We start from the raw sequence: 25,808 nt of genomic DNA, 5'->3' as shown, positions 1-25,808 counted from the left end.
CAACAATAAAAGGACGCACCACCATGAAGTCATTCAAACCTGCCCTGCTCGCCGCAGCCCTGGCACTGCTCGCCCTGCCGGTGATAGCGGATCCTACGCACCCGAAAATCGGCTTTTCCATCGACGACCTGCGCCTGGAGCGCTGGTCCCGCGACCGTGATTACTTTGTCGCCGCCGCAGAAAAGCTCGACGCCAAGGTGTTCGTGCAGTCTGCCGATGCCAACGAACAGAAGCAGATTGCCCAGATCGAAAACCTCATCTCCCGAGGCGTGGATGTGATCGTGATTGTGCCGTTCAACGCCACGGTGTTGACCAACGCGGTGGCCGAAGCCAAGAAGGCCGGGATCAAGGTAGTGTCCTATGATCGCCTGATCCTCAATGCCGATATCGACGCCTACATTTCCTTCGATAACGAAAAAGTCGGCGAGATGCAGGCCAGCGGCGTGTTGCAAGCGGCGCCCAAGGGCAATTACTTCCTGCTGGGCGGTGCGCCGACGGACAACAACGCCAAAGTGCTACGCGAAGGTCAGATGAAGGTGCTGCAACCGGCCATCGACAAAGGTGATATCAAGATCGTCGGCCAGCAATGGGTCAAGGAATGGAACCCTACCGAAGCCTTGAGCATCGTCGAAAACGCCCTGACCCGTAACGACAACAAGATCGACGCTATTGTCGCCTCCAACGACGCCACCGCCGGCGGTGCGATCCAGGCCCTGGCTGCGCAGAAGCTGGCGGGCAAGGTGCCGATCTCTGGCCAGGACGCTGACCTGGCGGCGATCAAGCGCGTGATCGATGGCACCCAGACCATGACCGTGTACAAGCCGCTCAAGCTGATCGCCACTGAAGCGGCCAAGCTTTCGGTACAACTGGCGCGCAGTGAAAAGCCTACCTATAGCTCGCAATACGACAATGGCAGCAAGAAGGTCGACACCATCCTGCTTACGCCGACGCCGTTGACCAAGGCCAACATCGAGGTGTTGGAGAAAGACGGCTTCTATACCAAAGAGCAGATCGCCGGGCAATGATGACTGCCTCGATAAAACCTCGCCCCCTGTAGGAGCGAGCTTGCTCGCGAAAAACGTCAACGATAATGCGCGCTTCCTGGATAAACGCGGCGCTCTCGGGTTTTTCGCGAGCAAGCTCGCTCCTACAGGGGTGGGGGCCAGCCTATTTGTGTGAGCCTTTCCCATGTCCGACTACCTGCTGCAAATGAACGGCATCGTCAAAAGCTTTGGCGGTGTCAACGCGCTCAACGGCATCGATATCAAGGTCAAACCTGGGGAGTGTGTGGGCCTGTGCGGTGAGAACGGTGCGGGTAAATCCACCTTGATGAAGGTGCTGTCGGCGGTGTACCCGCACGGTACCTGGGAGGGGGAAATTCTCTGGGAGGGGCAGCCGCTCAAGGCCCAGTCCATCCGCGAAACCGAGGCGGCCGGGATTGTCATCATTCACCAGGAGCTGACCCTGGTGCCCGACCTGTCGGTGGCCGAGAACATCTTCATGGGCCACGAACTGACCCTGCCCGGTGGGCGCATGAACTACCCGGCGATGCTGCACCGCGCCGAAGCCTTGATGCGCGAACTCAAGGTGCCGGACATGAACGTGGCGCTGCCGGTATCGCAGTATGGCGGCGGCTACCAGCAACTGGTGGAGATCGCCAAGGCGCTGAACAAACAGGCGCGCCTGTTGATCCTCGACGAGCCTTCCTCGGCCCTGACCCGTGGCGAAATCGAGGTGCTGCTGGACATCATCCGGGGCCTCAAGGCCAAGGGCGTGGCCTGCGTGTACATCTCGCACAAACTCGATGAAGTGGCGGCGGTGTGCGACACCATCGCCGTGATTCGCGACGGCAAGCACATCGCGACCACTGCCATGGCAGACATGGACATCCCGCAGATCATCACGCAGATGGTCGGCCGCGAAATGAGCAACCTCTACCCCACCGAGCCCCATGACGTGGGCGAGGTGATCTTCGAGGCGCGTAACGTCACCTGCTACGACGTCGACAACCCCAAGCGCAAGCGCGTCGACGACATTTCCTTCGTGCTCAGGCGCGGCGAAATCCTCGGCATCGCCGGCTTGGTGGGGGCCGGGCGCACGGAGTTGGTGTCGGCTTTGTTCGGCGCGTACCCCGGCCGCTACAGCGCCGAGGTGTGGCTGCACGGCCAGGTAATCGACACGCGCACGCCGCTCAAGTCGATCCGCGCGGGGCTGTGCATGGTGCCCGAAGACCGCAAGCGCCAAGGCATTATCCCCGACCTGGGTGTGGGCCAGAACATCACCCTGGCGGTGCTCGACACCTACGCGCACCTGACCCGCATCAACGCCGAAGCCGAACTGGGCAGCATCGACCAGCAAATCAGCCGCATGCACCTCAAGACCGCCAGCCCATCGCTGCCGATCACCAGCCTCTCAGGCGGCAACCAGCAAAAGGCCGTGCTGGCGAAAATGCTGATGGCCAAGCCCAAGGTGCTGATCCTCGACGAACCCACGCGCGGGGTGGACGTGGGCGCCAAGTACGAGATCTACAAACTGATGGGCGCACTGGCGGCCGAAGGCGTGTCGATCATCATGGTGTCCTCGGAATTGGCCGAAGTGCTCGGCGTGTCCAACCGCGTGCTGGTGATTGGCGACGGCCAGTTGCGCGGGGACTTCATCAATGACGGGCTCACCCAGGAACAGGTGCTCGCCGCCGCGCTCAGCCAAAACAATAACAATCGGAAGACCGCGTAGATGAACCAGGTCAAACACCTTTTTACCCGCTACAAAATGCTCGCGCTGGTGATCGCAGTGGCGTTCATCTGGCTGTTTTTCAGTTGGCAGACCGAGGGTGGTTTTCTCACCCCGCGCAACCTCTCCAACCTGCTGCGGCAGATGTCGATCACCGGGATATTGGCGTGCGGCATGGTGCTGGTGATCATCAGCGGCGAGATCGACTTGTCGGTGGGCTCGCTGCTTGGGCTGTTGGGCGGGTTGGCGGCGATTCTGGATGTGGTTTATCACGTACCGCTATTGGCCAACCTGAGCCTGGTGGCGCTGTGCGGCTTGATGATCGGCTTGGCCAACGGCTATATGACCGCTTACCTGCGCATTCCCTCGTTCATCGTCGGCCTGGGCGGAATGTTGGCGTTTCGCGGGATTCTGCTCGGGATTACCGGCGGCACCACCATCGCGCCGGTGTCGCCGTCGCTGGTGTATGTGGGCCAGGGGTATTTGCCCCACAACGTCGGTATCGGGCTTGGGGTGTTGCTGTTTGCGCTGACGCTGTTCCTCACCTGGAAACAACGGCGCAACCGTGCGCTGCATGGCCTGGCCGCGCACTCATTGCTGCGCGATGCGCTGCGGGTGGTGCTGATTGGCGCGGTGCTCGCAGGCTTTGTCACCACCCTCAACCGCTACGACGGCATCCCGGTGCCGGTGCTGCTGTTGCTGGCGTTGCTGGGGGTGTTCAGCTATGTCACGCACCAGACCGTGTTCGGCCGCCGGGTGTATGCGGTGGGCAGCAATATGGAGGCCACGCGGCTGTCGGGCATCAATGTGCAAGCGGTGAAACTGTGGATTTTCGGCATCATGGGGGTGATGTGCGCGCTGGCCGGCCTGGTCAATACCGCAAGGCTGGCGGCGGGTTCGCCGTCGGCGGGCAACATGGGTGAACTGGATGCCATCGCGGCGTGCTTTATTGGCGGCACTTCGATGCGGGGTGGGTCGGGCACGGTGTATGGCGCGTTGTTGGGGGCGTTGGTGATTACCAGTTTGGACAATGGGATGTCGATGCTGGATGTGGACAGCTACTGGCAGATGATCGTCAAGGGCAGCATTTTGGTGCTGGCGGTGTGGGTGGATGTGAGTACGCGCTCGGGCAGGCGATAAGTTATCCGCCAGAGCACCACTGATCACCCTGTGGGAGCTGGCTTGCCTGCGATGGCGGCCTAACAGTCGACGCCTATCTATCTGACACCCCAATGATCCCACTGTGGGAGCGGGCTTGCTCGCGAAGGCGGCCTGGCAGTCAACACAGTTGGATTGTGTACATATCCATTGCTGCGGTCACGGCCGCTTAGGGTTCCGCCTGACGGCGGGTCACTTTGGAAAAGAGCCCCAAAGTAACCAAAGGGCTCTTGCCCCACCACTCGGCACCTCGCTTGAGCTCGGTGTGCCCGTAATCCGCCAGTGATTTGGGGGGCCGCCGCCACGCGCCATCCATGGCGCGGGGCGGCTAAACCGGCATCCCTGCCGGTTTACCCCCCAAATCCCTGTCGAATTCCGGCCAGCGTGGTTTAACGGGGCGCTTAAGATCAAAAGCAGATCAAGAGCAAGAGCGGCTCGCTTCGCATCGTGGTTAGCGGCGATCGCAGGCAAGCCACATTGGTCGTATTGCGCGCTTGGGTTAGTGGCATTTGGTCATGGTTTGTAAAAGGCCAGCAAGGCGTGTCCCTTTAAATTGCAGGACGTTTCCTAGACAATCCTTGCCACCTTGTGCCTGCTGGAATCGGTGGCTAGTCTGCGGTCCGTCACTGCCAAATCAGTGATCGGGTTTAGTCGCCCGGCATTCCAAAAGGCGCATGATCCTCCATGAGTTTTAATGGTGGCTGTGCGCAGGGCGCCCTTGGGTGCGCCGGATTTTGCCTTTTGGCCGGTCGACTAACCTGCGTACAGCCGCCACCCTACGTTTAGTCGCGAAAGGTTCGGCTCCCTGAATCCAAAAGGAAGCTAAACAATGAGTAAAGTCCTACCCGACCCACCCATCGATCCCGCAAAAGACCGCGCCGCTTTCAACCGCGCCATCGACCACTACCTGCCTACCCAGGGCTTCCACTGCGTCAACGAAGACCTGAGTTTCGAAGACGCCCTGCTCTACACCGCCAGCCTGCTCGACAGCGCTTCAGCCACGGCGCTGGATTGCGGTGAGCTGCTTCAAAGCCCTGAACGGGCGAAGATCCTGGCGGTGTGGCATTTGCTGGAAATTGCAAAAACCACCGTAGATCGCTCCATCGAGTGCCTGACCGGCACCAAAGCCACTGCCTGACTGTAGGAGCGAGCTTGCTCGCGAAAAACTCACAGGCGCTGCGTTTATTCAGGAAGCACGCGTTATCGTTGAGGTTTTTCGCGAGCAAGCTCGCTCCTACAATGGGTGGGGGAACAGCCCCCGTAAGCCTCATTTTTCCCTCGGGTTATTGCGGATAAAAACTAAAAGTCCATAATGGACAAATTAGTTTATCCGGAGAACCCCATGCCCACGACGCCCCTCGTTATCGACCAGGCCCAGGCCCGTACCTTGCTGGCTCAAGTCGACGTGCCGTTGATCCTGCGCAAATTGTTTTGCGACCTCGCCGCCGGGCAAGCGGTGCAGCCGGCGCAACAATTGGTGGAGTTTCCCCATGGCGCCGGGGATTTCATCAACTACTTGGGCGTATTGGCCCAAGACGGGGTGTACGGGGTCAAGACTTCGCCCTATATCGTGCGCGAGCAAGGCCCGTTGGTGACGGCGTGGACCCTGTTGATGTCGATGCACAGCGGCCAGCCGTTGCTGTTGTGCGATGCCGCTGAATTGACCACTGCACGCACCGCCGCCACCACGGCGTTGGCGGTGGATGCGCTGGCTCCGGCGGCGGCGCAACGTTTGGCGATCATCGGCAGCGGCAAGGTCGCCCAGGCGCACCTGCGTTATGTGCAGAACCTGCGCGACTGGCAGCAGATCCGCCTGTATTCACCGAGCCTGGGCAGCGCCGAAACGCGAGCGCAGTGGGCCTGCCTGGACCCGCGCCTGACCCTCGCCGCCACTTGCGAGGCTGCCTTGGAAGACGCGGATGTGATCCTGCTGTGCACCTCCTCCGCCGGCCCGGTCATCGACCCGTCACGCTTGAGCAAACCCGCGTTGATCACCTCCATCAGCACCAACGCACCGCGTGCCCATGAAGTGCCGCCGCAATGCCTTAACCAAATGCACGTGTTCTGCGACTATCGCCAGACCACCCCGGATTCAGCCGGTGAGATGCTGATCGCCAGCGAACAGCACGGCTGGGACAAACGCACGATTGTCGGCGACTTGCCCGAATTGTTCAGCGACATGGCCCAACGCCCGGCCTACGACCGTCACGTCTTTTTCCGCTCCATCGGCCTGGGCCTGGAAGACATCGCCCTGGCCAATGCCCTCTACAAATTGTAGGAGCGAGCTTGCTCGCGAAGACCTCACAGGCACTGCAGTCACACAGGATAGGCGCGTTATCGTTAACGTTTTTCGCGAGCAAGCTCGCTCCTACAATGCTTATTTCAGGAGTTCTTCATGAGCCACGCAGACTTCATCATTATCGGCGGCGGCATTGCCGGCGCGTCCACGGGGTTCTGGTTGTCGCAGCACGGCAAGGTGTTGGTGCTGGAGCGTGAAAACCACCCGGCCTATCACTCCACCGGGCGTTCGGCGGCGCTTTATACCGCCGCGTACGGCACCCCGCAGGTACGCGCGTTGACCTTGGCCAGCCGGGCCTTCTTCGACCAGCCACCCGCAGGTTTCTGCGAACACCCATTGCTGACACCACGGGGCGAAATGACCGTGGATTTCAACGGCGACCCGGCCGAACTCGACAGCCAGTACCTGAGTGCCAAGGCCACCGTAGAGCAGGTGCAGCGCCTGACGGCCGACGAAGCCTGTGCACGCTTGCCGATCCTGCGCCGTGAAAAAGTCCACGGGGCTATCTACGACCCCACCGCTTGCGACATCGACACCGACGCCCTGCACCAGGGCTACCTGCGCGGTATCCGCCGCAACCAGGGCGACGTGCGCACCGACAGCCATGTGCTGAGCTTGAGCCGCGACGCCGACGGCCTGTGGCAGGTGCGCACCCAGGATGCGAGCTTCACTGCGCCGGTCATCATCAACGCCGCAGGCGCCTGGGCCGACCATATCGGCGGGCTGGCGGGCGCGGCGTCCATCGGCTTGCAGCCCAAGCGCCGCTCGGCCTTTGTTTTCGCCGGCCCCGAGGGCATGGACAGCCACGACTGGCCAATGCTGGTAGCCCTCGACGAAGCGTTCTACATGAAACCCGATGCCGGCATGTTCCTCGGCTCACCGGCCAACGCCGACCCGGTAGAACCCCAGGATGTACAACCCGAAGAGCTGGATATTGCCATGGGCATCTACCAGATCGAGGAAGCCACCACCCTGACCATCCGCCGCCCGACGCGCACCTGGGCGGGCTTGCGCAGTTTTGTGCAGGACGGTGATTTGCTGTCGGGCTTTGACCCGCAAGTACCGGGGCTGTTCTGGGTGGCGGCGCAAGGTGGCTACGGCATCCAGACCTCACCCGCCATGGGCCAGGCAAGCGCGGCCCTGGTGCGCGGCGAACCGCTGCCCGAGGCACTGACCCGGTTCGGCCTGGACGCTGGTATGCTCTCCCCGGTCCGCCTGGAGCCCCATTGATGAACACTGCTGAACAAGACAAGGTCATGCAGAACTTCCGCGCGATTGCCGATGCAATCGCCACGCTGTTCTTTCCCCATGCAGAAGTGGTGCTGCACGACCTGCGCACGCAAACCGTGGATTACATCGCCAATAACCTGTCCAAGCGCAGCCTGGGTGACGACTCGGCGCTGGAGGATATGCTCGACGGTGACGTCAGCGAGGTGAATATCGGCCCTTACGAAAAGCTCAACTGGGACGGGCAAAAAATCCGCAGCCTGAGCACCGTGCTGCACGACCACAAAGGCCGCCGGCTGGCTGTGCTGTGCATTAACCTGAATATTTCAATGTTCGAAACGGCCAAGGCAGCGCTGGATATGTTCCTGTCGCCGAGCAAGCTGATTGCTCAGCCGGATGCGCTGTTTCGTGATGACTGGCAGGAGCGTATCAACACCTTCCTGCATGCCTGGCTGCGCGAGCGTCAGTTGAGCCTGAACCTGTTGACCCGCGACCACAAACGCGAACTGGTGCTGGCACTGCATGCCGAGGGGGCGTTCAAGGGCAAGAGCGCCTCCAACTATGTGGCCAATGTGCTGGGCATGGGGCGGGCGACGGTCTACAAGCATTTGAAGGAATTGAAGGCATGATCCGTTGTAGGAGCGAGCTTGCTCGCGAAGAACTTTAACGATAACGCGTGCATTCTGGGTAAACGCGGTGCCTGAGAGTTCTTCGCGAGCAAGCTCGCTCCTACAAGAGTTCCATCCGATGGGATCAGTCGCCGTAGATATCGGCCTTGAAGTACTGCTGTGAAATCTTCTGGTATTCGCCGCTGGCGCGAATGCCGTCGATGGCCGCGTTCAGTTCGCTGACCAATTCGCCATTGCCCTTGCGCACCGCAATACCGGCGCCCTCGCCCACGTATTTCGGGTCCTTGAGCTCCGGGCCGACAAAGGCATAACCCTGCCCGCGCGGCATCGACAGGAAGTCGCTCAGGGGGATGGTGTCGGCAAAGATCGCATCCAGACGCCCCGCTGCCAGGTCCATGTAGATTTCTTCGTTATTGCTGTAGCGCTTGACGTTGATGCCCTTGGGCTCGAACACCTCGGTGGCATAGCGGTCGGTGGTGGTGGCGCGCTGCACCCCGACGTTCTTGCCCTTGAGGCTGGCGTACTGGTCATCCACTACGGCGCCGTCCTTCATCACCAGGCGCGACGAGGTGAAGTAGTACTTGTGGGTGAAATCCACCGACTTCTTGCGGTCTTCGTTGATGGTCATGGACGACAACGCCATGTCGATCTTCTTGACCTTGAGGGACGGAATCAGCCCGTCGAACTCACCTTCGATCCACACGCACTTGACCTTCATTTGCGCGCACAGGGCGTTGCCGATGTCGTAGTCGAAACCGACGATCTTGCCGTCGCCGGTCTTGGAGGCGAACGGTGGGTAAGCCGCCTCGATACCAATACGCAGGGTTTTCTCGGCGGCCAGCAAGTGGCTGGAGGCGAACAGGCTCAGGGCCAGGGCGGGAAGGAGGTGGCGTTTCTTCATGGAGGGGTTCTCGCAAGTTGTTGTTGGTTTGGCAAGAGTGAAGAAAAACGTGCAGCGGCTTTTTTGTACTTATAATTCCATACTGGACTTTTATGTGTTTGGCCGTCAACAGGCAAAAAAAATGTGGGAGGGCTTGAGCCCTTCCCACATCAGATCCTGCAGCACAGCTTAAACCTTACTTGGACACCGGCATCGCAAACTCCGCGCCCTGCTCGATACTCTCCGACCAGCGCTGCATGATCGACTTCTGCTTGGTGTAGAAGCGCACGCCCTCGGTGCCATAGGCATGCATGTCGCCGAACAGGCTCTTCTTCCAGCCACCAAAACCGTGCCAGGCCATGGGCACCGGAATCGGCACGTTGATACCGACCATGCCCACTTCGATGCGCCGCGCAAACTCACGGGCAATGTTGCCATCGCGGGTGAAGCAACTGACGCCGTTGCCGAACTCGTGGTCGTTGACCAGCTTCACCGCCTCGGCAAAATCGTTCACCCGTACACAGGCCAGCACCGGGCCGAAGATTTCTTCGCGGTAGATGCTCATGTCCTGGGTCACGTGGTCGAACAAGGTCGCGCCGAGCCAGAAGCCATTTTGCAGGCCGGGCTCGGTGGGCACGTAGTCACGGCCATCAAGCAACAACTGCGCGCCGGCTTGTACGCCCTGCTCAATGTAGCCACTGATGCGTTCCAGCGCAGCCCGCGACACGATCGGGCCCATCTCGGCTTTCAAATCGCTGCCATCGGTGATGCGCAACGTCTTGGCGCGCTCGGTCAAGGCAGCGATGACTTTGTCACCCACATCACCCACCAGCACCGCCACCGAGATCGCCATGCAGCGCTCGCCGGCACTGCCGTAGGCAGCGCCCATCAGCGCGTCAACGGTGCGTTCGATATCGGCGTCGGGCATCACCACCATATGGTTTTTCGCGCCGCCCAGGCCCTGCACGCGCTTGCCGTTGCGGGCACCGCTCTCGTAGATGTATTGGGCAATCGGTGTGGAGCCGACGAAACTCACGGCCTTGACGTCCGGGTGTTCGATCAGCGCGTCCACCGACTCTTTATCACCCTGCACCACGTTGAACACGCCCTTGGGCAGGCCAGCTTCACGCAGCAACTCGGCCATGAACAGCGAAGCGCTCGGGTCAGTGGGGCTGGGCTTGAGAATAAAGGTGTTACCCGCCGCAATGGCAATGGGGTACATCCACATCGGGACCATCACCGGGAAGTTGAACGGGGTCACGCCGGCGACCACGCCCAGCGGCTGGCGCATCGTCCAGTTGTCCATGCCACGGGAGACCTGGTCGGAGTGTTCGCCCTTGAGCAGGTTGGGAATGCCACAGGCGAATTCGAGAATGTCGATGCCACGGTCGACTTCGCCCTGGGCATCGGTGAACACCTTGCCGTGCTCGGCGACGATGATGCGCGCCAGGTCGTCCTTGCGTTCGCGCAACAGGTGCAGGTATTGGAACAACACGCGGGCGCGACGGATCGGCGGGGTGTCGGCCCAGCCGGCAAACGCGGCCTGGGCAGCGGCGACGGCTTCGGCCACGGTCTGGCGGCTGGCCAGGGCCACGCGCGCGGTGACTTCACCGGTGGCCGGGTTGTAGACGTCCTGATAACGGTCATCGCGGCTGACGCGCTGGTCGTTGATGTAGTGCTCGATGGTTGCAGTCATGGCAGTCGATCCAGGTGGGTAGCGTTGGGCCACACGATAGGCTTTCGCTTTGTTCCGAACCAGAGCAGAATCCAGAACTTATTGTCCTTATAGGCGAACAATGCACCCATGGAAAAGGCTGAGATCGAAGGGCTGTGGACCCACATTCACTGGCTGTCGGTGCTGGAGGAACAAGGCACCTACACCGCCGCCGCCGCGCGCCTGGGGGTGAGTAAATCGGCGGTGAGCCAGCGCATTTCCGACCTGGAAAAGGCCACCGGCACGCGCCTGGTGACGCGCACCACCCGCAGCGTGCGGCTGACCGATGCGGGGCTGTCATTGACCCGGGAAGTACGCAGCGCCTACGCGCAGATCGCCCGCAGTTTTTCCTCGGTACGCGACTCGGTCGGGGAAATACGCGGGCTGGTGCGCCTGACCGCCCCCGTGGCGTTCGCCCGGCAACAACTGGTGCCGCACCTGTCTGGCTTTTTGCAGCAGTACCCCCAGGTGCGTATCCAACTGGACGTCTCCGATGCCTTGAGCTCACTGGCCGCCGAAGGTTACGACCTGGCGGTGCGCCACGGCTTCCAGGTGCCCGAAACCCACGTGGCGTGGAAGCTGTGCGACACCACCTCAGTGCTGGTCGCCACCCATGATTACCTGCAACGCCACGGCGAACCCCGCGAGCCGGGCGATCTGTCGGCCCACAACTGCCTGTTTTACCCACGTGGCACCGACCAGCCCGCCTGGACCTTCGAGCGCGGCAGCCAACCCCTCGAGCGCCTCACCGTGCCCATCGCCGGCAGCTTTGCTACCAACAACAGCGAAGCCTTGCGCGACGCCGCACTCAACCACCTGGGCATCGCCCTGCTCCCGGACTTCAGCGCCCAGGCGGCGCTGAACGCGGGCAAAGTGGTGCAGGTCTTGAAGGACTGGACACTCAAAGGCGCGTTTGCCGATGAGATCTATCTGATACGGCCCTACTCGCCCCATGTGCCCAAGTCGGTGAGTGCGTTGGTCAACTACCTGAAGGACAAACTCTCGGGCGGGTTCCGCTAGGCTTAAGGGTTAAAAGTCCACCGTCGCCGACAGTTGCAAGGTGCGCATCGAGCGCTGCAGCCGCGGGCAGCCGCATATTCTGATTGATGGGATTGTGTGAATAGACCATGCGAAAGCATGGGTACCCACGATGCGAAGCGAGCCGCTCTTGATCTTGATCTGCTTGTGATCTTGATCTCAGGCGCCCCGTTAAACCACGCTGGCCGAACGCAGGCTTGAATTCGTGGGTAACCCGGCAGGACGCCGGGTTAGCCGTCCTGGGCCAAGGATGGCCCATGACGGCGGCCCACGGATTCAAGCCGGAGTGAGGGCACACCGAGCGTGAGCGAGGTGCCGAGTGGTGGGGCAAGAGCGTTTTGCTTACTTTTGCGCTTCTCAAAAGTGAGCCGCCGTCAGGGCGGAACCCTAGGTGGCCGTTACCTAAATAACGGATATGTACACAATCCAACTGTGTCGCCTGTCAGGCCGCCTTCGCGAGCAAGCCAGCTCCCACATTTTGAATCTTGGGGTGTCAGGTAGATAGGTGTCGGCTGGCGGGCCGTCATCGCAGGCAAGCCAGCTCCCACAGAAGATCACGGCACATCAGCCAAAATCTCGGATCAGCCACCGCTTCTATCGCTCAATCCTCGCGAATACTTGCCTGATCCTCCGACTTATCGCCCACCGGGATAGATACCCCTTGCGCCGTGGTCTAGAGTCCAACCATGCGCGCGTGGCCAAGTGAAACCGGTTCTCAACCCCGCCGCCATAACCCGTCGCCCATGAGCGACACCAGGGCATGCCACCGCGCACGTCCCTGATAAGAAAAAGCACCACCAACCGATGATCAGCAGGTGAGCCCGCATGGAATTACGTATCAACCAAAAGGCCTATCAGGTCGATGCCGAAGCCGACACCCCGTTGTTGTGGGTGATCCGCGATAACCTGGGCATGACCGGCACCAAATACGGCTGCGGCCTGGCCCAGTGCGGCGCCTGTTCGGTGCTGGTGGACGGCAATGTGGTGCGCGCCTGCGTGACGCCCGTGGCGGGCGTGGTCGGTCGTGAAATCACCACCATCGAAGCCGTGGAGGCCGATGACGTGGGCGAGCGTGTGGTGGCGGCCTGGGTCGAACATCAAGTGGCGCAATGCGGTTACTGCCAGTCCGGGCAGGTGATGGCCGCCACCGCGCTGCTCAAGCACACCCCCGCGCCGACCAAGGCGCAGATCGACGCGGCGATGGTCAACCTCTGCCGTTGCGGCACTTACAACGCCATCCATACCGCCATGGATGCCTTGGCCGCCGGGAAGGAAACCGCCTGATGAATACTAACGAGATCATTCCGGGCGTTACCCTGGGCGAACCGATCAACCTGTCCCGTCGCCGCTTCCTGGCCAGCACCGCCGTGGGCGCGCTGGTGATCGGCTTCGGCTTGCCGCTGGGCACCTCCCGTGTGCAAGCGGCGACCGCTGCCGCGGCTGAACGCGGCACTCAAGTGCCCGCCTTCCTGGAGATTCGCCCCGACGGCAGCGTGCGTTTGCTCAGCCCCTTTATGGAAGGCGGCCAAGGCACCCACACCGCCATGGCGCAGATCGTCGGTGAAGAATTGGATGCCGACCCGGCCACGTTCATCGTCGAAGCGGCCCCGCCCGGCGAAGCCTACGTGGTGATGGAAAATGGCATGCGCATCACCGGCGGCAGTATGTCGGTGCGCATGAGCTACCCGACCATGCGCCGCCTCGGCGCCCTCGCCCGTGCGATGCTGATGCAAGCTGCCGCCGAGCAACTGCGCGTACCGCTCAGCGAGCTGACCACCCAACCCGGTCGCGTGGTGCACGCTGCTTCCGGCCGGTCCCTGGGCTACGGCGAATTGGCCGGACGCGCCCTGGATATGCCGGTACCCGACCCGGCCAGCATTACCCTGCGCGACCCGAGCCAGTTCCGCTGGATCGGCAAGCCGGTCAAGCGCCTGGATGCCTATGACAAATCCACCGGCAAGGCGCAGTACACCATCGACCTGAAAATCGACGGCATGCTCCACGCCGCCGTCCAGCATGCGCCGCGTTTGGGCATGACCGTGGGCAGCCTGCGCAACCAGGCGCAGGTGCAAGCCATGCAAGGCGTGCACTCGGTTCACACCCTGCCCGGCGCCGTGGCGGTGGTAGCCGAACGGTGGTGGCATGCCAAGCGGGCCGTCGAAGCCATCCAGGTGGAATGGCTTGAAGCCGCCGCCGACTCCACTGTGCGGGCGATGCCGGCGGATTTTTCCAGCGACAAGTACCGCGACTTCCTGGCCGCCCAGCAAGGCCCAGCCCGCGATGACGAAAACGAAGGCGATGTGCCCGGCGCACTGGCCAGCGCCAAGACCCGTGTCGAAGCCACCTACCACAACCAGTACCTCAACCATGCCCAGCTGGAGCCGCCTTCAGCCCTGGCACGCTTTAACCCGGACGGCACGCTGGAGGTGTGGCTGCCTAACCAGGCGCCGGATATGTTCCGTGCCGACATCGCCAAACGCACCGGCCTGAGCACTGAGCAAATCACCCTGCACTCACCACTGCTGGGCGGCTTCTTTGGCCGGCATTTCCTGTATGACTCCGCCAATCCGTACCCGCAGGCCATTGCGCTGGCCAAGGCAGTGGGCAGGCCGATCAAACTGATCTGGAGCCGTGAAGAAGAGTTCGTGCGCGATGTATTGCGCCCGGTCGCCGTGGTCAAGTTCCGCGCCGCGCTGGATGACAAAGGCCTGCCTGTGGCCATCGAAGCGGTAAGCGCCACCGAAGGCCCCACCGAAGCCATCGCCGGCAAACAGGGCGACGCCATCGACCCTACCGCCTTGGAAGGCTTGTCGGGCAAGAGCTACGCGATACCCAACAAACGCATCGCGCAGATCTACGTCAAAGGCCCGGCCATGCTCGGTTACTGGCGTTCGGTGGGCAACTCGCTCAATGACTTTTTCTACGAAGCGTTCCTGGACGAACTGGCCGACAAAGGCGGCCATGACCCCTATGAACTGCGCCTGCACCTGCTGCGCGACAACCCGCGCCTGACCACCCTGCTGCAGGCGGCCGCCGAGCTGTCTGGCGGCTGGAAGCGTGGGCCTTACACCGCCGAAGACGGCACCCGCCGTGCACGCGGCGTAGCCATGGCTTCGCCATTTGGCTCCCATGCAGCGGTGGTGGCCGAGGTGTCGATCGAGAACGGCCAGGTCAAGGTTCATCACATCTGGCAAGCGATTGACCCGGGCAGCATCGTCAACCCGGCGATTGTAGAGGCACAGGTCAACGGTGCCGTGGCCTTGGGCCTGTCGCAAACCCTGTTGGAGGAAGCGGTGTACGTGGATGGCAAGCCACGGGCGCGCAACTACGACCTTTATCCGGTGCTGCCGCCTTCGCGTATGGCGCAGGTCCACGTGAAGATCGTAGAGAGCGGCGAAAAGATGGGCGGTATCGGCGAACCGCCGTTGCCGGCCGTGGCCCCTGCCGTGGCGAATGCGGTGGCGCAATTGACCGGCCAACGCATCCGCAGTCTGCCTTTGAGCCGTTACACCTTCAGCTAACCGACAGGGAATGCCCATGAATAACCGCCGATTCGCAAGAACCGCAGGGTGGCTGGTGCTGCCCTGCGTGGTCGCCGCCGGCCTGCTGGCCTGGTATGTCACCCGCGGGCCCGCCTCGCCTTTTGAACAGCAACAGGCCACCAGTTTCGACCCCGCCTTGGTCAGCCGCGGCGAATACGTCGCCCGCGTGAGTGACTGCGTGGCCTGCCACAGCCTGCCAGGCAAGACGCCCTTCGCCGGCGGCCTGGAAATGGCCACGCCACTGGGAGCGATCCACGCCACCAACATCACCCCCGACCGCGAGCATGGCATCGGCACCTATAGCCTGGCCGACTTCGACCGCGCGGTACGCCACGGCGTGGCGCCGGGCGGGCGACGGCTCTACCCGGCCATGCCCTACCCGTCTTACGTCAAACTCAGCGATGACGACATCCAGGCGCTGTACGCGTTTTTCATGAAAGGCGTGCAACCGGCCAATGAGCCCAACCTGCCCAGCAGCATTCCCTGGCCGCTCAACCTGCGTTGGCCCATCGCCCTGTGGAACGGCGTGTTCGCACCGACCGCGACCTATGCTGCCAAGCCAGGCCAGGATGCGCTGTGGAACCGTGGCGCGTATATCGTGCAAGGCCCCGGCCACTGCGGCAGTTGCCACACGCCACGCGGGCTAGCGTTCAACGAGAAAGCCCTGGACGAATCCGGCGCGCCATTCCTGGCCGGTGCCCTGCTCGACGGCTGGTACGCCCCCAGCCTGCGTCAGGACCACAACACCGGCCTGGGCCGCTGGAGTGAGGAACAGATCGTGCAGTTCCTCAAGACCGGTCGCAACCAGCATGCCGTGGTCTATGGCTCGATGACCGAAGCCTTCAACAACTCCACGCAGTTCATGCAGGACGATGACCTGGCCGCGATCGCTCGCTATCTCAAGTCACTGCCCGGCGACCCGCAGCGTGACGGCAGCCCCTGGCAGTATCAAGCAGTCACGGCGCGCTCGGAGGCCCCCGGCGCCCACACGTACGCCACCCGCTGTGCCTCCTGCCACGGCCTCGACGGCAAAGGCCAACCCGACTGGATGCCGCCCCTGGCCGGCGCCACCTCGGCCTTGGCCAAGGAAAATGCGTCCGCAATCAACATCACCCTTAACGGCTCGCAACGCGTGATCACCGCCGGCCTGCCGGACGCCTACCGCATGCCAGCGTTTCGCGAGCAATTGTCCGACCAGGAAATCGCCGACGTGCTGAGCTACGTGCGCGGTACCTGGGGTAACCACGGCGGCGCGGTCGATGCGAAGGCCGTAAGCAAGTTGCGCGGGCATACGGACCCGGCGAGCAGCAGCCCGATTATTTTGCATATGCGCTGAGAACAGACAGTGCAACGCCGCCGGCCATGGATAGGCCCAGGGGGTGCACTGCCTACAAGGGCACGCACCGCAATGTCCGTTATTTCAGAAATGCTGCATATAGCTAAATAGTTTTCTGTCGCGCTGGCAGGCCATCTGCAGCGCGACTAACCTCTGCTCAGTATTCAGGAAGGAACCCACCCGCAGCCACGGAGGCTATCCCGCCCGGATATGTACCAACCTTGTGTTGGACGTTATAAGCAGAAAGCAGAACACTCCATCTATGCAGTGAAGTAGGTCAGTGCGCGATTAAACGCCCACTCACTTGACAGTTATCAGTAAACGGGGCGCGAGGCGACCTGTTTGATTTCTGTGTTCACCATCGCCTCTAAGCCGTGCAATCCAGATAAGCAGTCAAAACACCCTGCCGCCAACAGACAGGGCGCAGGGGTGCGCATCTGTTTTACCCAGGGATCTGAGGCCCCACTTTTCGTGACTTGCCGTTAGAAGTTGGCGCCGACGTTCTTTTTTAACACTCAACTCACCTGACGTTAAAAACCACGTAACAGGAAACCAACATGAAACAAGTCGAACGCATTGGTTGCCTTAACAACGGCATTTTTGTCATGAACTTTTCGATCCAATGGCTTGATTCGGCCGGCCAATGGCATACCTCCGATTGGAACAGCGGCAACTTCGAAAATGGTTTGTACAAGGTCAGCCCTTCACTTGCATTGCTCGGTATTCCCGCGGATGCAATTGGCGTTACGCTCTGCGTATCCGCTATTGCAGGCTGTAAACAACTGGGAGGTCCTTTAGTCAAGTCAGCGAATAATGGCAGGCTGGCCGCCTATGAAGTCACGGGAACAACCTTGAATTTCAAGGTCCAGCCACTCCCATGGAAAAACTGGGCTCAGAACATCGTCGACACCCTGGAAATCGACGGTCAATACTACTTCTCCCCAACCCATCTCGCAGAGCTTCAAGACATCGTTCGCCAGGCCGGCGCGGCGGGTGCCACCGTACGTGTGTCGGGCCAACGGCACGCGCAACCGGCCTTGGTTGCCGAAGACAATCGCATCGCCCCAAACCCCCACCGCTGGCTCATCGACCTCGCCTGTTACGCAGACTTGGGCCCGAACGGGGATGAGTCTATTGTGCTGGGCAGCACCCCGAATACGATCACCGTGAACACTGGCGTGCGCGAGGATGAGTTGGACGCCTTCCTGACCGCCCATGACCTGATGCTCAAGACCGCGACCGCCGGTGGCTTCTTCAGCCTGGGGGGCATGACCGCTGTCGATGTCCATGGCGCAACCATCCGCGCACCGATTTTTGCCGAAACCGCTTCGGCGTTCACCCTCATGGGGCCGGACGGCCAGGTGCGGACCATTGACGCACAGACGCCTGCAGTCGACGGATGGTCGCCTTTGCAATTTGCACGCGTCTCCCTCGGTGCGTTGGGCATCGTCACGTCAGTGACCCTGGATGTATTGCCCCGCCCATGGGCCACCACCTTGAACCCAGGTAAAGACACCAACGTTGTCTGCGCTGACGAGTCAACCTTCATCGCCCGGTTCAAGGCGCTGCTTACGGACCATGACCGCGTCGAATCCTTCCTCAATCCCTACACCGACAATTTCCTGATCTTGTGGTGGGACGTGGTTGCTTCCCCTGCCACCCAGGTTCCCAACCTGAAGACAAGCGTACCGAATGCCTGTGCCCTGGCGGGAGAGAATGTATTCGGGGCGCCCTACCTGATACCGTTTGAGCCCATCATCGAGCCGCCCCTCATCGCCGCCCAGTATGGCAATAACACAACAACGACGAGTGCGATCATTGACGCAGGGTTCCTGACGATCGAAACGCTCTTTGATCAAGCCGCGGCGGTTTATTCAGACTTGTGGCTGACCAAGGCCTCACGCGTTATTTTCATGTCGTACTTTATCGAGCTGCCGGCTCTGGATGACGAAGGCCTCAGTAAAGCCTGGCAAGGGCTCGACGCCGTAAAGGCACGGATCAAGAGTACCAGCGACTTCCTGGTGGTTGCCCCGCTGGAGTTTCGCTTCGTGCGTGGCGGGGACACAGCATTGGCCGGGACGTACACGCAGACCCCAGACGCTACCTTCGTGAACCTGGATCTTATCGGTTACGTACCCGCTGTGGCGGCGTCTGACTACCCGGATCGCCTCCTGCACTTTTTTGCGGATATCGAACGAGACTGGGTTGCCCTGGGTGGCATGCCGCACACCGGCAAAATGTTCGGTTTTTACAACCCGGCTCAACCCTCGGGAACTTACTCTGAGCCGTTCAACCCGGACTTCCTGAAGGACCTCGCACAGCGCCGCAGCGAGAGAACTGCGGCCTTCAACGCCTTTCGCAAGGCCTGCGACCCAGAGGGAGTGTTCCACAACCACTTTGTCGCGACGCTGCTGGGAGACGCTCCGTAGCAGGGATCTATAAGATGCCCCGCGCTTGCCTGTGAACGCATCGACTCGGTTTGTCTGATGTACCGAGGTGTTTGCATCGCAGGCAAGCCCCCACATTGGTTATGTGGTGCCCACAGGATCAACGCCTGGCACAGGGCCCCTGTGGGAGCGGGCTTGCCCGCGAAGGCGGTGTGTCAGTCACTGCATCGTTAACTGAACCACCGCTATCGCAGGCAAGCCAGCTCCCACATTCAGCAATGAGCATCAATGATATAGGCGGCGGCTGGCAGGCCGCTCTATTTGCTCTCGTCCGCCTTGCCCTCCTGCATCTGCACTGACGACTGGGTGCCACTGTTGTTGTCTTTGGTGGCGTTGTCTGCGTTGTCAAAACAGCCGTGCAGCATGAACGCGCTGCACAGGCCCAGGCACATATAAAGCTTCTTCATGATCGTTCACCTGTTGGCGAGTGAGTGATACACGCGTGACGAAAGCACGATTCGTCCGCCCATGATCTATCTGTCTGGAACAGAGGCCCGTGCGTTCAAAAAACAGGCCCTTGACTGACGAATGGAGGGCCAGGAGTTATTCAAACGGGATCACCGAAATCTTGCCGTTGCGCTCAAGAATCGCGAAGCGGATCTGCTTGAGCTCGACAAGCCCTTGGGTGGACCGGGCCGCCTCGAGAATGTCGCCCTCGTCCAGGCGCGCATGCTTGAGGCGTTTATGCAGCACCTGGCCTTGCTCGACCAGCACGGTCGGCCCGCCATCAAGCACCCGTGCGAACCAGGCGGAACGCTGCTTGGCCAGCGAGAAACCAATGTCGATGGCAATCAGGGTGACGATGACCAGCACGGCGTTGGTCATCGAGAAATCCTCGCCCAGCAACGCCTGTTGGGTGGCTTCGCCGATGACCATCAACAGCACCAGGTCAAAGGTGGTGAGCTCGGCCAGCGTGCGCCGGCCGGCGACCTTGAACAGCACCAGCAGCACCAGGTAAATCGCCACAGCCCGCAGTACAGAGTCCATGGTTGACCCTCGCAACAGTGAATGGGAAACGACCGATTCATACGGATTAGGTGACCACCCCACCGCTCAGGTTCATTCTTTCGACGCGCCCCGGCCACCATCTAAAAAGATGATGGTTTCGGCGCAACTGAAGCGTTGAAGTGATCGAAATTTCGACAGCAACACAGTTGATATAGAGGTGTTTGAAGCGGGTCACACCTCTATATCGATCACGCTGAAGAAGGAAACCCCTGTCATGAACGACTCACAACGCGCCTGGGAATTGGCCATGGTGCTGATTGCCAATGGCCGGATCCCCTTTGACCCCGCCAACCCGAGCGGGTCGGTGAAGATCCTGTCCAAGCATTTGCAAGCACTGGAAGAAGCACTGCGTGAACAGGCCACAGACGCCGCCACACATGAGCGCCTGGGCAAGAACAGCAGCCGCAGGCCCTCATTGGTGTGTGCCGACTAGGCGTCAGGCTTGGGTGCGGTTACAGCCGATCCGACTCGGCAACTGGCCCTGCCTGGCCTTCAGCGCGGCTTGCATCGCTTGCGGCAAGGTGCTCCAGAACGTCAGCCCCGAGCGCTCTTCGATGTGATCCACGGTGACCTGGTAATCGCAGAAGTCTGCGCCTTTGGGGGTTTCCTGGTTCATCACAAACGAGGCGTACAGGCCCGTTTCCGGCGAACTGCCGACCACGATGATTTTCCAGTAGCCGCTGGGGATGGTGTGCACTTTGTTCGTGCCCGGCAACGAGCCGACAAAATGCTCATACAACGGGCCGGTAGCCACATACACCTGATCGACGCCTGGCTCCTTGCTGAGGTTGCGCTCCTGGTCTTCCAGGCGTGCCCACGGCCCCTGGTTGAGTTCGGCCTTTTGCGGGGTGATGTTCGACAGGTAGTTGAGCGTTTGCCAGTCGGCCACCCCGGCCATTGACGCAAGGTTGGCCTGATGCCCACGGTCGATTTTGAGCGCGACGTTGGCGCCGTTGTAATCCACCGGGTCCAGGGTTTCCCCGGCTGGAATATCCGGGTCGGTGCGCCAGTCACGGGAACGCCCGCTGGCCGCCGTGGCTTTGGTGATTTTGTAGGAGACCCAATTGGCAAACTTGGTCGAGCCGTTGTTGTTCAAGGTGTAGGCCAGGCGGTTCAACGTCACTGGGCTGCCGCCTGTGGGGCAACCAACCGCGCAGTTATCGAACGACAAGGGTGGCGCCGGGACGACGACGGACTGGCTTGTGGGTGTGGTACAGGCGGCCATCAACGGGATCAACGAAAACGCCAGGTACTTGAACGATGTGCTTCCTTGCATGGTGTTACTCCTTGGGATGAATCTCTTGAAAGATCAAAATGGCCTCGGCCGATGCGCTTCCTGCGCAAGCCGAGATGACCATTGAATCACATAAACATTTCTAAACAACGACAGCAACCAGGCCGACGAACGTAACTCCCGCGCGCGCCATCGCAGCCATAACTGTGCTATCCATAACGCCGCCCTTAGGCGAGCGATAGCACCACCTTATCAATGCACAAGGAACTTACACATGAGTGAGAAACCGGCAATTGTCTTGGTCCATGGTTTTTGGGGCGGTGCGGCGCACTGGAATCGGGTGATTATCGAACTGCACAACAAGGGCTATACCGATTTGCATGCGGTGGAGATGCCGCTGACCTCGCTGGCCGACGATGCAGAACGTACCCGCAAGATGGTTGCGCAAATCAAGGGCCCGGTGTTGTTGGTGGGGCATTCCTATGGCGGCGCCGTCATCACTCAAGCGGGCAACGAACCAAATGTCGCAGGCCTGGTGTACATCGCGGCATTCGCCCCGGATGACGGCGAAAGCCCTGGCGGCATCACCCAGGAACATCTGCCCGAAGCCGCCCCTAACCTGGCGCCTGATAGCGACGGTTATCTGTGGGTCAAGCCTGAACGGTTCCACGACAGCTTCTGCCAGGACCTGCCCCGGCAAGAAGGCCAAGTCATGGGGGTTACCCAAAAGGCCCCGCTGGCCAGCACCTTTGGCGATGTGGTCAGCAACCCGGCGTGGAAGAACAAACCGTCGTGGTATCAGATTTCGAGCCAGGACCGCATGATCCATCCCGACAACCAGGCACGCATGGCCAAACGCCTGGGCACTCGGGAAACCCTCACACTGGATGCCAGCCACGCCTCCCTGGCGTCCAGACCGGCAGAAGTCGCTGCGTTTATCGATAAGGCGGCGTGTTCGCTGTCGTGATGATGTAATCAAGCTCGGGGGGGGTAATGAAGTGTTTAAACAGAGGATGCTCAACGACCATGACTGAATACCTTCTGCCCCCCGCTGCCCCACACTGGCTGATCCGCCAAGCCACCCCCGACGATGTGCATGCCTTGGTCGCACTGGATGCCTACGCAACCGAGCATGCCAGCCGTCGTGTGTTTATCTATGACGCCGTGGTTCGCCAGCAATGCCTGGTAGCCGCTGACGCTAACGTGTGCGCCGGCTACCTGGTGCTCACCCACGATTTTTTCAACCATGGGTTTATTGCCCTGGTGGTGGTTTCACCGCTGTACCAGCGCCAGGGCGTCGGCCTTCGTCTGCTGGCAGCGGCCGAAGCGGCCTGCAAAACGCCCAAGCTGTTCGCGTCGACCAATGCCTCCAACGGCGCGTCCCAGGCCCTGCTGACGAAAGCCGGCTTTATCCCCAGCGGGCAGATCGAGAATCTGGACGATAACGACCCTGAACGTGTGTACGTCAAGTTCATTCGCTGACCCTCAGGCAATGCCTTTTGTAGGAGCGAGCTTGCTCGCGAAAAACTCCCAGGCACTGCACTTCTTCAGGGAGCACGCGTTATCGTTGAGGTTTTTCGCGAGCAAGCTCGCTCCTACAGAAAGCAGAAAGCCTTCTGCGCGGGCAGGAACCTTTTCTTGAATGGGCAATCTGTGGTTCACCCTTTTGAACCGAATGAGACCCTGCGCATGCTTGTGAAAAAAGCCGTCCTCTGCCTTGCACTGCTAAGTGCGGGCTTTATCGCAGGTTATGTGGCAAAACCCACCCCGCAGCTACAAGTCACCGCTGGCCAATTAATGGAGTGCGGGGAACTCATGATCCCGACGCTGGGAATGTGAGTCGGTCCGCCGGATGCACGTTGAACCCATTGCGCCCCGCCGCTTTCGCGCCGTAAAGCGCTGTATCCGCAGCCTCCACCAGACCCAACACCGGCTCCAGCCGTGAACCCGTGCCCGTCGCAATACCGATACTCACACTCACGTGCCCGAAGGGGCTGCCTGGGTGTGTGATGTTCTCCTGCTGCAGACGCGAAAGAATGCGTTGCGCGACCACCGCAGCCCCTGCGTTGTCAGTCGCGGGCAGGATAATCGCCATTTCTTCTCCGCCATAGCGCGCCACCAGGTCCGACGGTCGCCGCACGCACGTTTCCAACAACGTGCTGACCGCCTGCAAGCACGCATCTCCCGCGACGTGACCAAAGGCATCGTTAAAGCGTTTGAAATGGTCGATATCGAGCATCAGCAATGCCAGCGACGTACCTTCGCGCTGCGCCCGACGCGCTTCCACGGCCAGCGTTTCATCAAAACAGCGGCGGTTGGCCAGGCCGGTCAGCGCGTCCTTCTTCGCCAAGAGTGCCAACTGCCGATTGGAGTCGAGCAACTGCTGCTGGGCGACGCGTAACGCCTCTTCCGCCGCCGTACGCCTGCGAATATCCAAGATCAGGAACCAGCCGATCAGACCTGTCAGCCCCAACAGCCCCGCCACCACGACCGCTGACAGCGCCGCCTCGATGCGCCACGCCGCGAGGGCTTCGTGCTTGCCCAACGCGACGGTGGTGATCAGCGGCAGGGTTTCGCTTTTGCGAAAGGCATAGAGCCGCTCTACCCCGTCCAGGCTGGAGGTATAGGCTGCGGTACCCACCGGTTGGTCGACCAGGTACTTGGAATAAATAGGCGAGGAGGAAAAGTTGCGGCCCATGTCCTGCTCGCGGAAGGGGTAGCGCACCAGCAACGTGCCGTCGGCGTAGGACAGGCCGATGGCACCCTCCTGGCCTACATCGAGTTTGCCGAATACCCGCAGAAAGTTTTCCACTCCCAGGGTCACAGCGACCACGCCAGCGAAGTTGCCCGCCGCGTCGTTGAAACGGCGGCTGATGGTCACCACCCATTCATGGTTGGCGCGGCTCTGAATCGGCGGACCGATAAAAGGTTCAACGCTCGGATCGTCGCGATGGTGGATGAAATAGGCCCGATCACTGCTATTGGCGCCCTCTGGGATCGCGCGATTGGAAGACAGCAACCACCGGCCCTGATGATCATAAATGGTGATGCCGCTGAGCTGCGGCATCAGCGGCTGCTGGCGGTTGATCAGCGTACTGATTCGCTGGATTTGCACCGGGCCACTGCCTTCGGTTTCCAAACGCTCAACCAACCCCAGCAACAGCAACGAGCTTTGCCGCACGATGCCTTCGGTATAGGTGGTAAGCGCCTGCGTCAGGTTCAAGCCATGCACATCCACTTCCGCCAGCGCACGGTCGCGGGAAGACAGGACTTTCCAAATCGTCAACGAAGTCAGGGAACAGCCGATCACCAACAGCAACAGCATCACAAGACGGGTATCACGCTTCACGTCAGCACCTTAAGGAAGTCCGGTTTCCATTCCAGCCATCATTCGAACGTCGGTACTCACAGGGGCAACCGGTTCCAGAGTGCCAGCATACAAGCAGTCCGTGCAGGCTGCAGCAACAGAGTGTGCGGCTGAGCGCCGGCCAGAGGAGCAAGCGGCTTTAATGACCACTATCAAGCAGCGTATTGAAGGCTAAACGAACCGTTAAGAACGCCACTAATTCAACATCAATCGAGGCAGAAAAACTTATACGAAGCGGCACTATGGAGGCCTACTTGTACAAGTTTCGCCTGCCCCTCTACCGTTCATCGCCCTTTTAAAAAAATTTCAAAACATCTGCGCACCTGCCCTTATCAGAAAAGATGTCCGTTGCATAAATGGGCAACTAGCGAAACGACATTTCAAAACTGGGAGTATTGTTATGACGACGAGCAATAAAAACCCTGGAAACTTTGCTAATGATCGCGAAAAAGCATCGCAGGCGGGTAAGAAAGGGGGGCAGGCCTCTGGCGGCAACTTCGCCAACGACCGCGAAAAAGCCTCGGAAGCCGGGCGTAAAGGCGGCCAGAACAGCCATGGTGGTGGACGTAAGTCCTGACGAAGCGGCCAGTACCGCTGTTCCGTTTGTTAACAAAGGGCATTCATCATGCGTGCGTCAATTGATAATCAGCGCGGCGAGTTATCTCGCAGGCCGATTGTAGAAGTGCAAACTAAAGCAAGAACCGGCCTACGTTCTAATACGTCCACGTGTTACGAACATCAGCAACTTGCTGAACAAGCTGAAGCGACGATCAGTGCATCTAAAACGCCACCCTTGTGTGAGAGGCACTTGTAACCGTGCACCTTAACGCACGCCCTGAGTGCAAGTTTCCAGCACAATCAAAGTGAACGTTACATTACCGACATAACGACGAGGTAACTGAACATGACTACTCAAGACAAGCAAGGCAACATGAGCGTCAGCGAAGCCGGTAAAAAAGGCGGCGAAGCCACTTCTGCGTCCCATGACAAAGAGTTCTACCAGGAGATCGGCAGCAAAGGTGGTCAAAACAGTGGCGGGAACTTCAAGAACGATCCCGAACGCGCTGCTGAAGCCGGCAGCAAAGGCGGCCAGAACAGCGGCGGCAATTTTGCCAACGACCGTGAAAAAGCTTCCGAAGCCGGGCGTAAAGGTGGCGAACACAGCCACGGCGGCGGACGCAAAAGCTGATGTGCTTGAT

Annotated in this window: 23 protein-coding genes; 17 read left to right on the top strand and 6 right to left on the bottom strand. The window is 60.5% G+C overall.

What is annotated here, in order from left to right; translation table 11 throughout:
- Positions 1 to 23 precede the first annotated feature (23 nt).
- From xylF to ACWHXD_RS11775, 7 genes are all read left to right on the top strand, one after another.
- Positions 24 to 1,025 (top strand): D-xylose ABC transporter substrate-binding protein, encoded by a 1,002-nt coding sequence (xylF, locus tag ACWHXD_RS11805; protein ID WP_138763191.1) that lies wholly within the window; start codon positions 24 to 26, stop codon positions 1,023 to 1,025.
- A gap of 163 nt (positions 1,026 to 1,188) precedes the next feature.
- Positions 1,189 to 2,733, top strand: a complete 1,545-nt coding sequence (xylG, locus tag ACWHXD_RS11800) for a D-xylose ABC transporter ATP-binding protein (protein ID WP_138763192.1) — start codon at positions 1,189 to 1,191, stop codon at positions 2,731 to 2,733.
- Positions 2,734 to 3,870 (top strand): sugar ABC transporter permease, encoded by a 1,137-nt coding sequence (locus tag ACWHXD_RS11795; protein ID WP_032892316.1) that lies wholly within the window; start codon positions 2,734 to 2,736, stop codon positions 3,868 to 3,870.
- 847 nt (positions 3,871 to 4,717) lie between these two features.
- Complete coding sequence (locus ACWHXD_RS11790; protein WP_032892317.1) at positions 4,718 to 5,026, top strand: DUF6124 family protein; 309 nt, start codon at positions 4,718 to 4,720, stop codon at positions 5,024 to 5,026.
- 204 nt (positions 5,027 to 5,230) lie between these two features.
- Positions 5,231 to 6,166, top strand: coding sequence for an ornithine cyclodeaminase family protein (locus tag ACWHXD_RS11785; protein ID WP_138763195.1), 936 nt, complete (start codon positions 5,231 to 5,233; stop codon positions 6,164 to 6,166).
- 117 nt (positions 6,167 to 6,283) lie between these two features.
- A complete protein-coding gene (locus ACWHXD_RS11780; RefSeq protein ID WP_138763196.1) occupies positions 6,284 to 7,417 on the top strand; it encodes an NAD(P)/FAD-dependent oxidoreductase in 1,134 nt (377 codons plus the stop codon).
- Positions 7,417 to 8,043 carry a helix-turn-helix transcriptional regulator gene (locus tag ACWHXD_RS11775; RefSeq protein ID WP_138763197.1) on the top strand — a complete coding sequence of 209 codons (627 nt, stop codon included), beginning with the start codon at positions 7,417 to 7,419 and terminating at the stop codon, positions 8,041 to 8,043. The genes ACWHXD_RS11780 and ACWHXD_RS11775 overlap by 1 nt, the downstream gene beginning before the upstream one ends.
- Positions 8,044 to 8,167: 124 nt before the next feature.
- Here the strand turns inward: ACWHXD_RS11775 and ACWHXD_RS11770 are convergent, their stop codons facing one another.
- On the bottom strand, positions 8,168 to 8,944 hold the full coding sequence (locus ACWHXD_RS11770) for an ABC transporter substrate-binding protein (RefSeq protein WP_014718054.1): 777 nt from the start codon (positions 8,942 to 8,944) through the stop codon (positions 8,168 to 8,170).
- Positions 8,945 to 9,119: 175 nt separating this feature from the next.
- Positions 9,120 to 10,619 (bottom strand): CoA-acylating methylmalonate-semialdehyde dehydrogenase, encoded by a 1,500-nt coding sequence (locus ACWHXD_RS11765; RefSeq protein ID WP_138763198.1) that lies wholly within the window; start codon positions 10,617 to 10,619, stop codon positions 9,120 to 9,122.
- A 108-nt stretch (positions 10,620 to 10,727) separates the two neighbouring features.
- Here ACWHXD_RS11765 and ACWHXD_RS11760 point away from each other — a divergent pair, with 108 nt between their 5' ends.
- The 5 genes from ACWHXD_RS11760 (at position 10,728) to ACWHXD_RS11740 (ending at position 18,982) form a co-directional block, all read left to right on the top strand.
- Positions 10,728 to 11,657, top strand: coding sequence for a LysR family transcriptional regulator (locus ACWHXD_RS11760; protein WP_138763199.1), 930 nt, complete (start codon positions 10,728 to 10,730; stop codon positions 11,655 to 11,657).
- Between the two features lie 843 nt (positions 11,658 to 12,500).
- Positions 12,501 to 12,959: a (2Fe-2S)-binding protein gene (locus ACWHXD_RS11755; RefSeq protein WP_138763200.1), complete on the top strand. Its 459-nt coding sequence runs from the start codon at positions 12,501 to 12,503 to the stop codon at positions 12,957 to 12,959.
- The gene (locus tag ACWHXD_RS11750; protein ID WP_138763201.1) at positions 12,959 to 15,196 is read left to right on the top strand and encodes a xanthine dehydrogenase family protein molybdopterin-binding subunit; all 2,238 of its coding nucleotides are present in this window, start codon (positions 12,959 to 12,961) and stop codon (positions 15,194 to 15,196) included. Before ACWHXD_RS11755 ends, ACWHXD_RS11750 begins: the two co-directional genes overlap by 1 nt.
- A gap of 16 nt (positions 15,197 to 15,212) precedes the next feature.
- Positions 15,213 to 16,553, top strand: a complete 1,341-nt coding sequence (locus ACWHXD_RS11745; protein ID WP_138763202.1) for a c-type cytochrome — start codon at positions 15,213 to 15,215, stop codon at positions 16,551 to 16,553.
- Positions 16,554 to 17,110: 557 nt separating this feature from the next.
- Positions 17,111 to 18,982 carry a D-arabinono-1,4-lactone oxidase gene (locus ACWHXD_RS11740; RefSeq protein WP_138763203.1) on the top strand — a complete coding sequence of 624 codons (1,872 nt, stop codon included), beginning with the start codon at positions 17,111 to 17,113 and terminating at the stop codon, positions 18,980 to 18,982.
- Between the two features lie 275 nt (positions 18,983 to 19,257).
- Here the strand turns inward: ACWHXD_RS11740 and ACWHXD_RS11735 are convergent, their stop codons facing one another.
- Both ACWHXD_RS11735 and ACWHXD_RS11730 read right to left on the bottom strand, forming a co-directional pair.
- Entirely contained in the window at positions 19,258 to 19,407 is a 150-nt protein-coding gene (locus tag ACWHXD_RS11735) for a hypothetical protein (RefSeq protein WP_003190489.1), read from the bottom strand.
- Positions 19,408 to 19,543: 136 nt separating this feature from the next.
- Complete coding sequence (locus tag ACWHXD_RS11730; RefSeq protein ID WP_138763204.1) at positions 19,544 to 19,987, bottom strand: DUF421 domain-containing protein; 444 nt, start codon at positions 19,985 to 19,987, stop codon at positions 19,544 to 19,546.
- A 235-nt stretch (positions 19,988 to 20,222) separates the two neighbouring features.
- On the opposite strand from ACWHXD_RS11730, the gene ACWHXD_RS11725 reads away from it, so the two are divergent.
- Entirely contained in the window at positions 20,223 to 20,441 is a 219-nt protein-coding gene (locus ACWHXD_RS11725; RefSeq protein WP_032892334.1) for a hypothetical protein, read from the top strand.
- A gap of 3 nt (positions 20,442 to 20,444) precedes the next feature.
- Here the strand turns inward: ACWHXD_RS11725 and ACWHXD_RS11720 are convergent, their stop codons facing one another.
- Positions 20,445 to 21,284, bottom strand: a complete 840-nt coding sequence (locus tag ACWHXD_RS11720) for a DNA/RNA non-specific endonuclease (protein WP_032892335.1) — start codon at positions 21,282 to 21,284, stop codon at positions 20,445 to 20,447.
- Positions 21,285 to 21,516: 232 nt separating this feature from the next.
- On the opposite strand from ACWHXD_RS11720, the gene ACWHXD_RS11715 reads away from it, so the two are divergent.
- Together ACWHXD_RS11715 and ACWHXD_RS11710 are read left to right on the top strand one after the other, a co-directional pair.
- Entirely contained in the window at positions 21,517 to 22,209 is a 693-nt protein-coding gene (locus tag ACWHXD_RS11715; RefSeq protein WP_056784109.1) for an alpha/beta hydrolase, read from the top strand.
- A gap of 59 nt (positions 22,210 to 22,268) precedes the next feature.
- The gene (locus ACWHXD_RS11710) at positions 22,269 to 22,724 is read left to right on the top strand and encodes a GNAT family N-acetyltransferase (protein ID WP_138763205.1); all 456 of its coding nucleotides are present in this window, start codon (positions 22,269 to 22,271) and stop codon (positions 22,722 to 22,724) included.
- A gap of 331 nt (positions 22,725 to 23,055) precedes the next feature.
- Here ACWHXD_RS11710 and ACWHXD_RS11705 read toward each other — a convergent pair whose 3' ends face one another.
- Positions 23,056 to 24,591 (bottom strand): sensor domain-containing diguanylate cyclase, encoded by a 1,536-nt coding sequence (locus ACWHXD_RS11705; protein WP_138763207.1) that lies wholly within the window; start codon positions 24,589 to 24,591, stop codon positions 23,056 to 23,058.
- A 418-nt stretch (positions 24,592 to 25,009) separates the two neighbouring features.
- On the opposite strand from ACWHXD_RS11705, the gene ACWHXD_RS11700 reads away from it, so the two are divergent.
- Together ACWHXD_RS11700 and ACWHXD_RS11695 are read left to right on the top strand one after the other, a co-directional pair.
- Positions 25,010 to 25,186: a con-10 family general stress protein gene (locus ACWHXD_RS11700; protein WP_003190478.1), complete on the top strand. Its 177-nt coding sequence runs from the start codon at positions 25,010 to 25,012 to the stop codon at positions 25,184 to 25,186.
- 327 nt (positions 25,187 to 25,513) lie between these two features.
- On the top strand, positions 25,514 to 25,798 hold the full coding sequence (locus ACWHXD_RS11695) for a con-10 family general stress protein (RefSeq protein ID WP_003190477.1): 285 nt from the start codon (positions 25,514 to 25,516) through the stop codon (positions 25,796 to 25,798).
- Positions 25,799 to 25,808: the final 10 nt, after the last annotated feature.

Source organism: Pseudomonas fjordensis, from assembly GCF_976987115.1.
This window is presented reverse-complemented; position numbering and strand designations above follow the sequence as displayed.

Bases quoted from the DNA above. Each gene is read 5' to 3' on its own strand.
- xylF (WP_138763191.1), top strand. From the start codon at position 24: ATGAAGTCATTCAAACCTGCCCTGCTCGCCGCAGCCCTGGCACTGCTC.
- xylG (WP_138763192.1), top strand. From the start codon at position 1,189: ATGTCCGACTACCTGCTGCAAATGAACGGCATCGTCAAAAGCTTTGGC.
- ACWHXD_RS11795 (WP_032892316.1), top strand. From the start codon at position 2,734: ATGAACCAGGTCAAACACCTTTTTACCCGCTACAAAATGCTCGCGCTG.
- ACWHXD_RS11790 (WP_032892317.1), top strand. From the start codon at position 4,718: ATGAGTAAAGTCCTACCCGACCCACCCATCGATCCCGCAAAAGACCGC.
- ACWHXD_RS11785 (WP_138763195.1), top strand. From the start codon at position 5,231: ATGCCCACGACGCCCCTCGTTATCGACCAGGCCCAGGCCCGTACCTTG.
- ACWHXD_RS11780 (WP_138763196.1), top strand. From the start codon at position 6,284: ATGAGCCACGCAGACTTCATCATTATCGGCGGCGGCATTGCCGGCGCG.
- ACWHXD_RS11775 (WP_138763197.1), top strand. From the start codon at position 7,417: ATGAACACTGCTGAACAAGACAAGGTCATGCAGAACTTCCGCGCGATT.
- ACWHXD_RS11770 (WP_014718054.1), bottom strand. From the start codon at position 8,944: ATGAAGAAACGCCACCTCCTTCCCGCCCTGGCCCTGAGCCTGTTCGCC.
- ACWHXD_RS11765 (WP_138763198.1), bottom strand. From the start codon at position 10,619: ATGACTGCAACCATCGAGCACTACATCAACGACCAGCGCGTCAGCCGC.
- ACWHXD_RS11760 (WP_138763199.1), top strand. From the start codon at position 10,728: ATGGAAAAGGCTGAGATCGAAGGGCTGTGGACCCACATTCACTGGCTG.
- ACWHXD_RS11755 (WP_138763200.1), top strand. From the start codon at position 12,501: ATGGAATTACGTATCAACCAAAAGGCCTATCAGGTCGATGCCGAAGCC.
- ACWHXD_RS11750 (WP_138763201.1), top strand. From the start codon at position 12,959: ATGAATACTAACGAGATCATTCCGGGCGTTACCCTGGGCGAACCGATC.
- ACWHXD_RS11745 (WP_138763202.1), top strand. From the start codon at position 15,213: ATGAATAACCGCCGATTCGCAAGAACCGCAGGGTGGCTGGTGCTGCCC.
- ACWHXD_RS11740 (WP_138763203.1), top strand. From the start codon at position 17,111: ATGAAACAAGTCGAACGCATTGGTTGCCTTAACAACGGCATTTTTGTC.
- ACWHXD_RS11735 (WP_003190489.1), bottom strand. From the start codon at position 19,407: ATGAAGAAGCTTTATATGTGCCTGGGCCTGTGCAGCGCGTTCATGCTG.
- ACWHXD_RS11730 (WP_138763204.1), bottom strand. From the start codon at position 19,987: ATGGACTCTGTACTGCGGGCTGTGGCGATTTACCTGGTGCTGCTGGTG.
- ACWHXD_RS11725 (WP_032892334.1), top strand. From the start codon at position 20,223: ATGAACGACTCACAACGCGCCTGGGAATTGGCCATGGTGCTGATTGCC.
- ACWHXD_RS11720 (WP_032892335.1), bottom strand. From the start codon at position 21,284: ATGCAAGGAAGCACATCGTTCAAGTACCTGGCGTTTTCGTTGATCCCG.
- ACWHXD_RS11715 (WP_056784109.1), top strand. From the start codon at position 21,517: ATGAGTGAGAAACCGGCAATTGTCTTGGTCCATGGTTTTTGGGGCGGT.
- ACWHXD_RS11710 (WP_138763205.1), top strand. From the start codon at position 22,269: ATGACTGAATACCTTCTGCCCCCCGCTGCCCCACACTGGCTGATCCGC.
- ACWHXD_RS11700 (WP_003190478.1), top strand. From the start codon at position 25,010: ATGACGACGAGCAATAAAAACCCTGGAAACTTTGCTAATGATCGCGAA.
- ACWHXD_RS11695 (WP_003190477.1), top strand. From the start codon at position 25,514: ATGACTACTCAAGACAAGCAAGGCAACATGAGCGTCAGCGAAGCCGGT.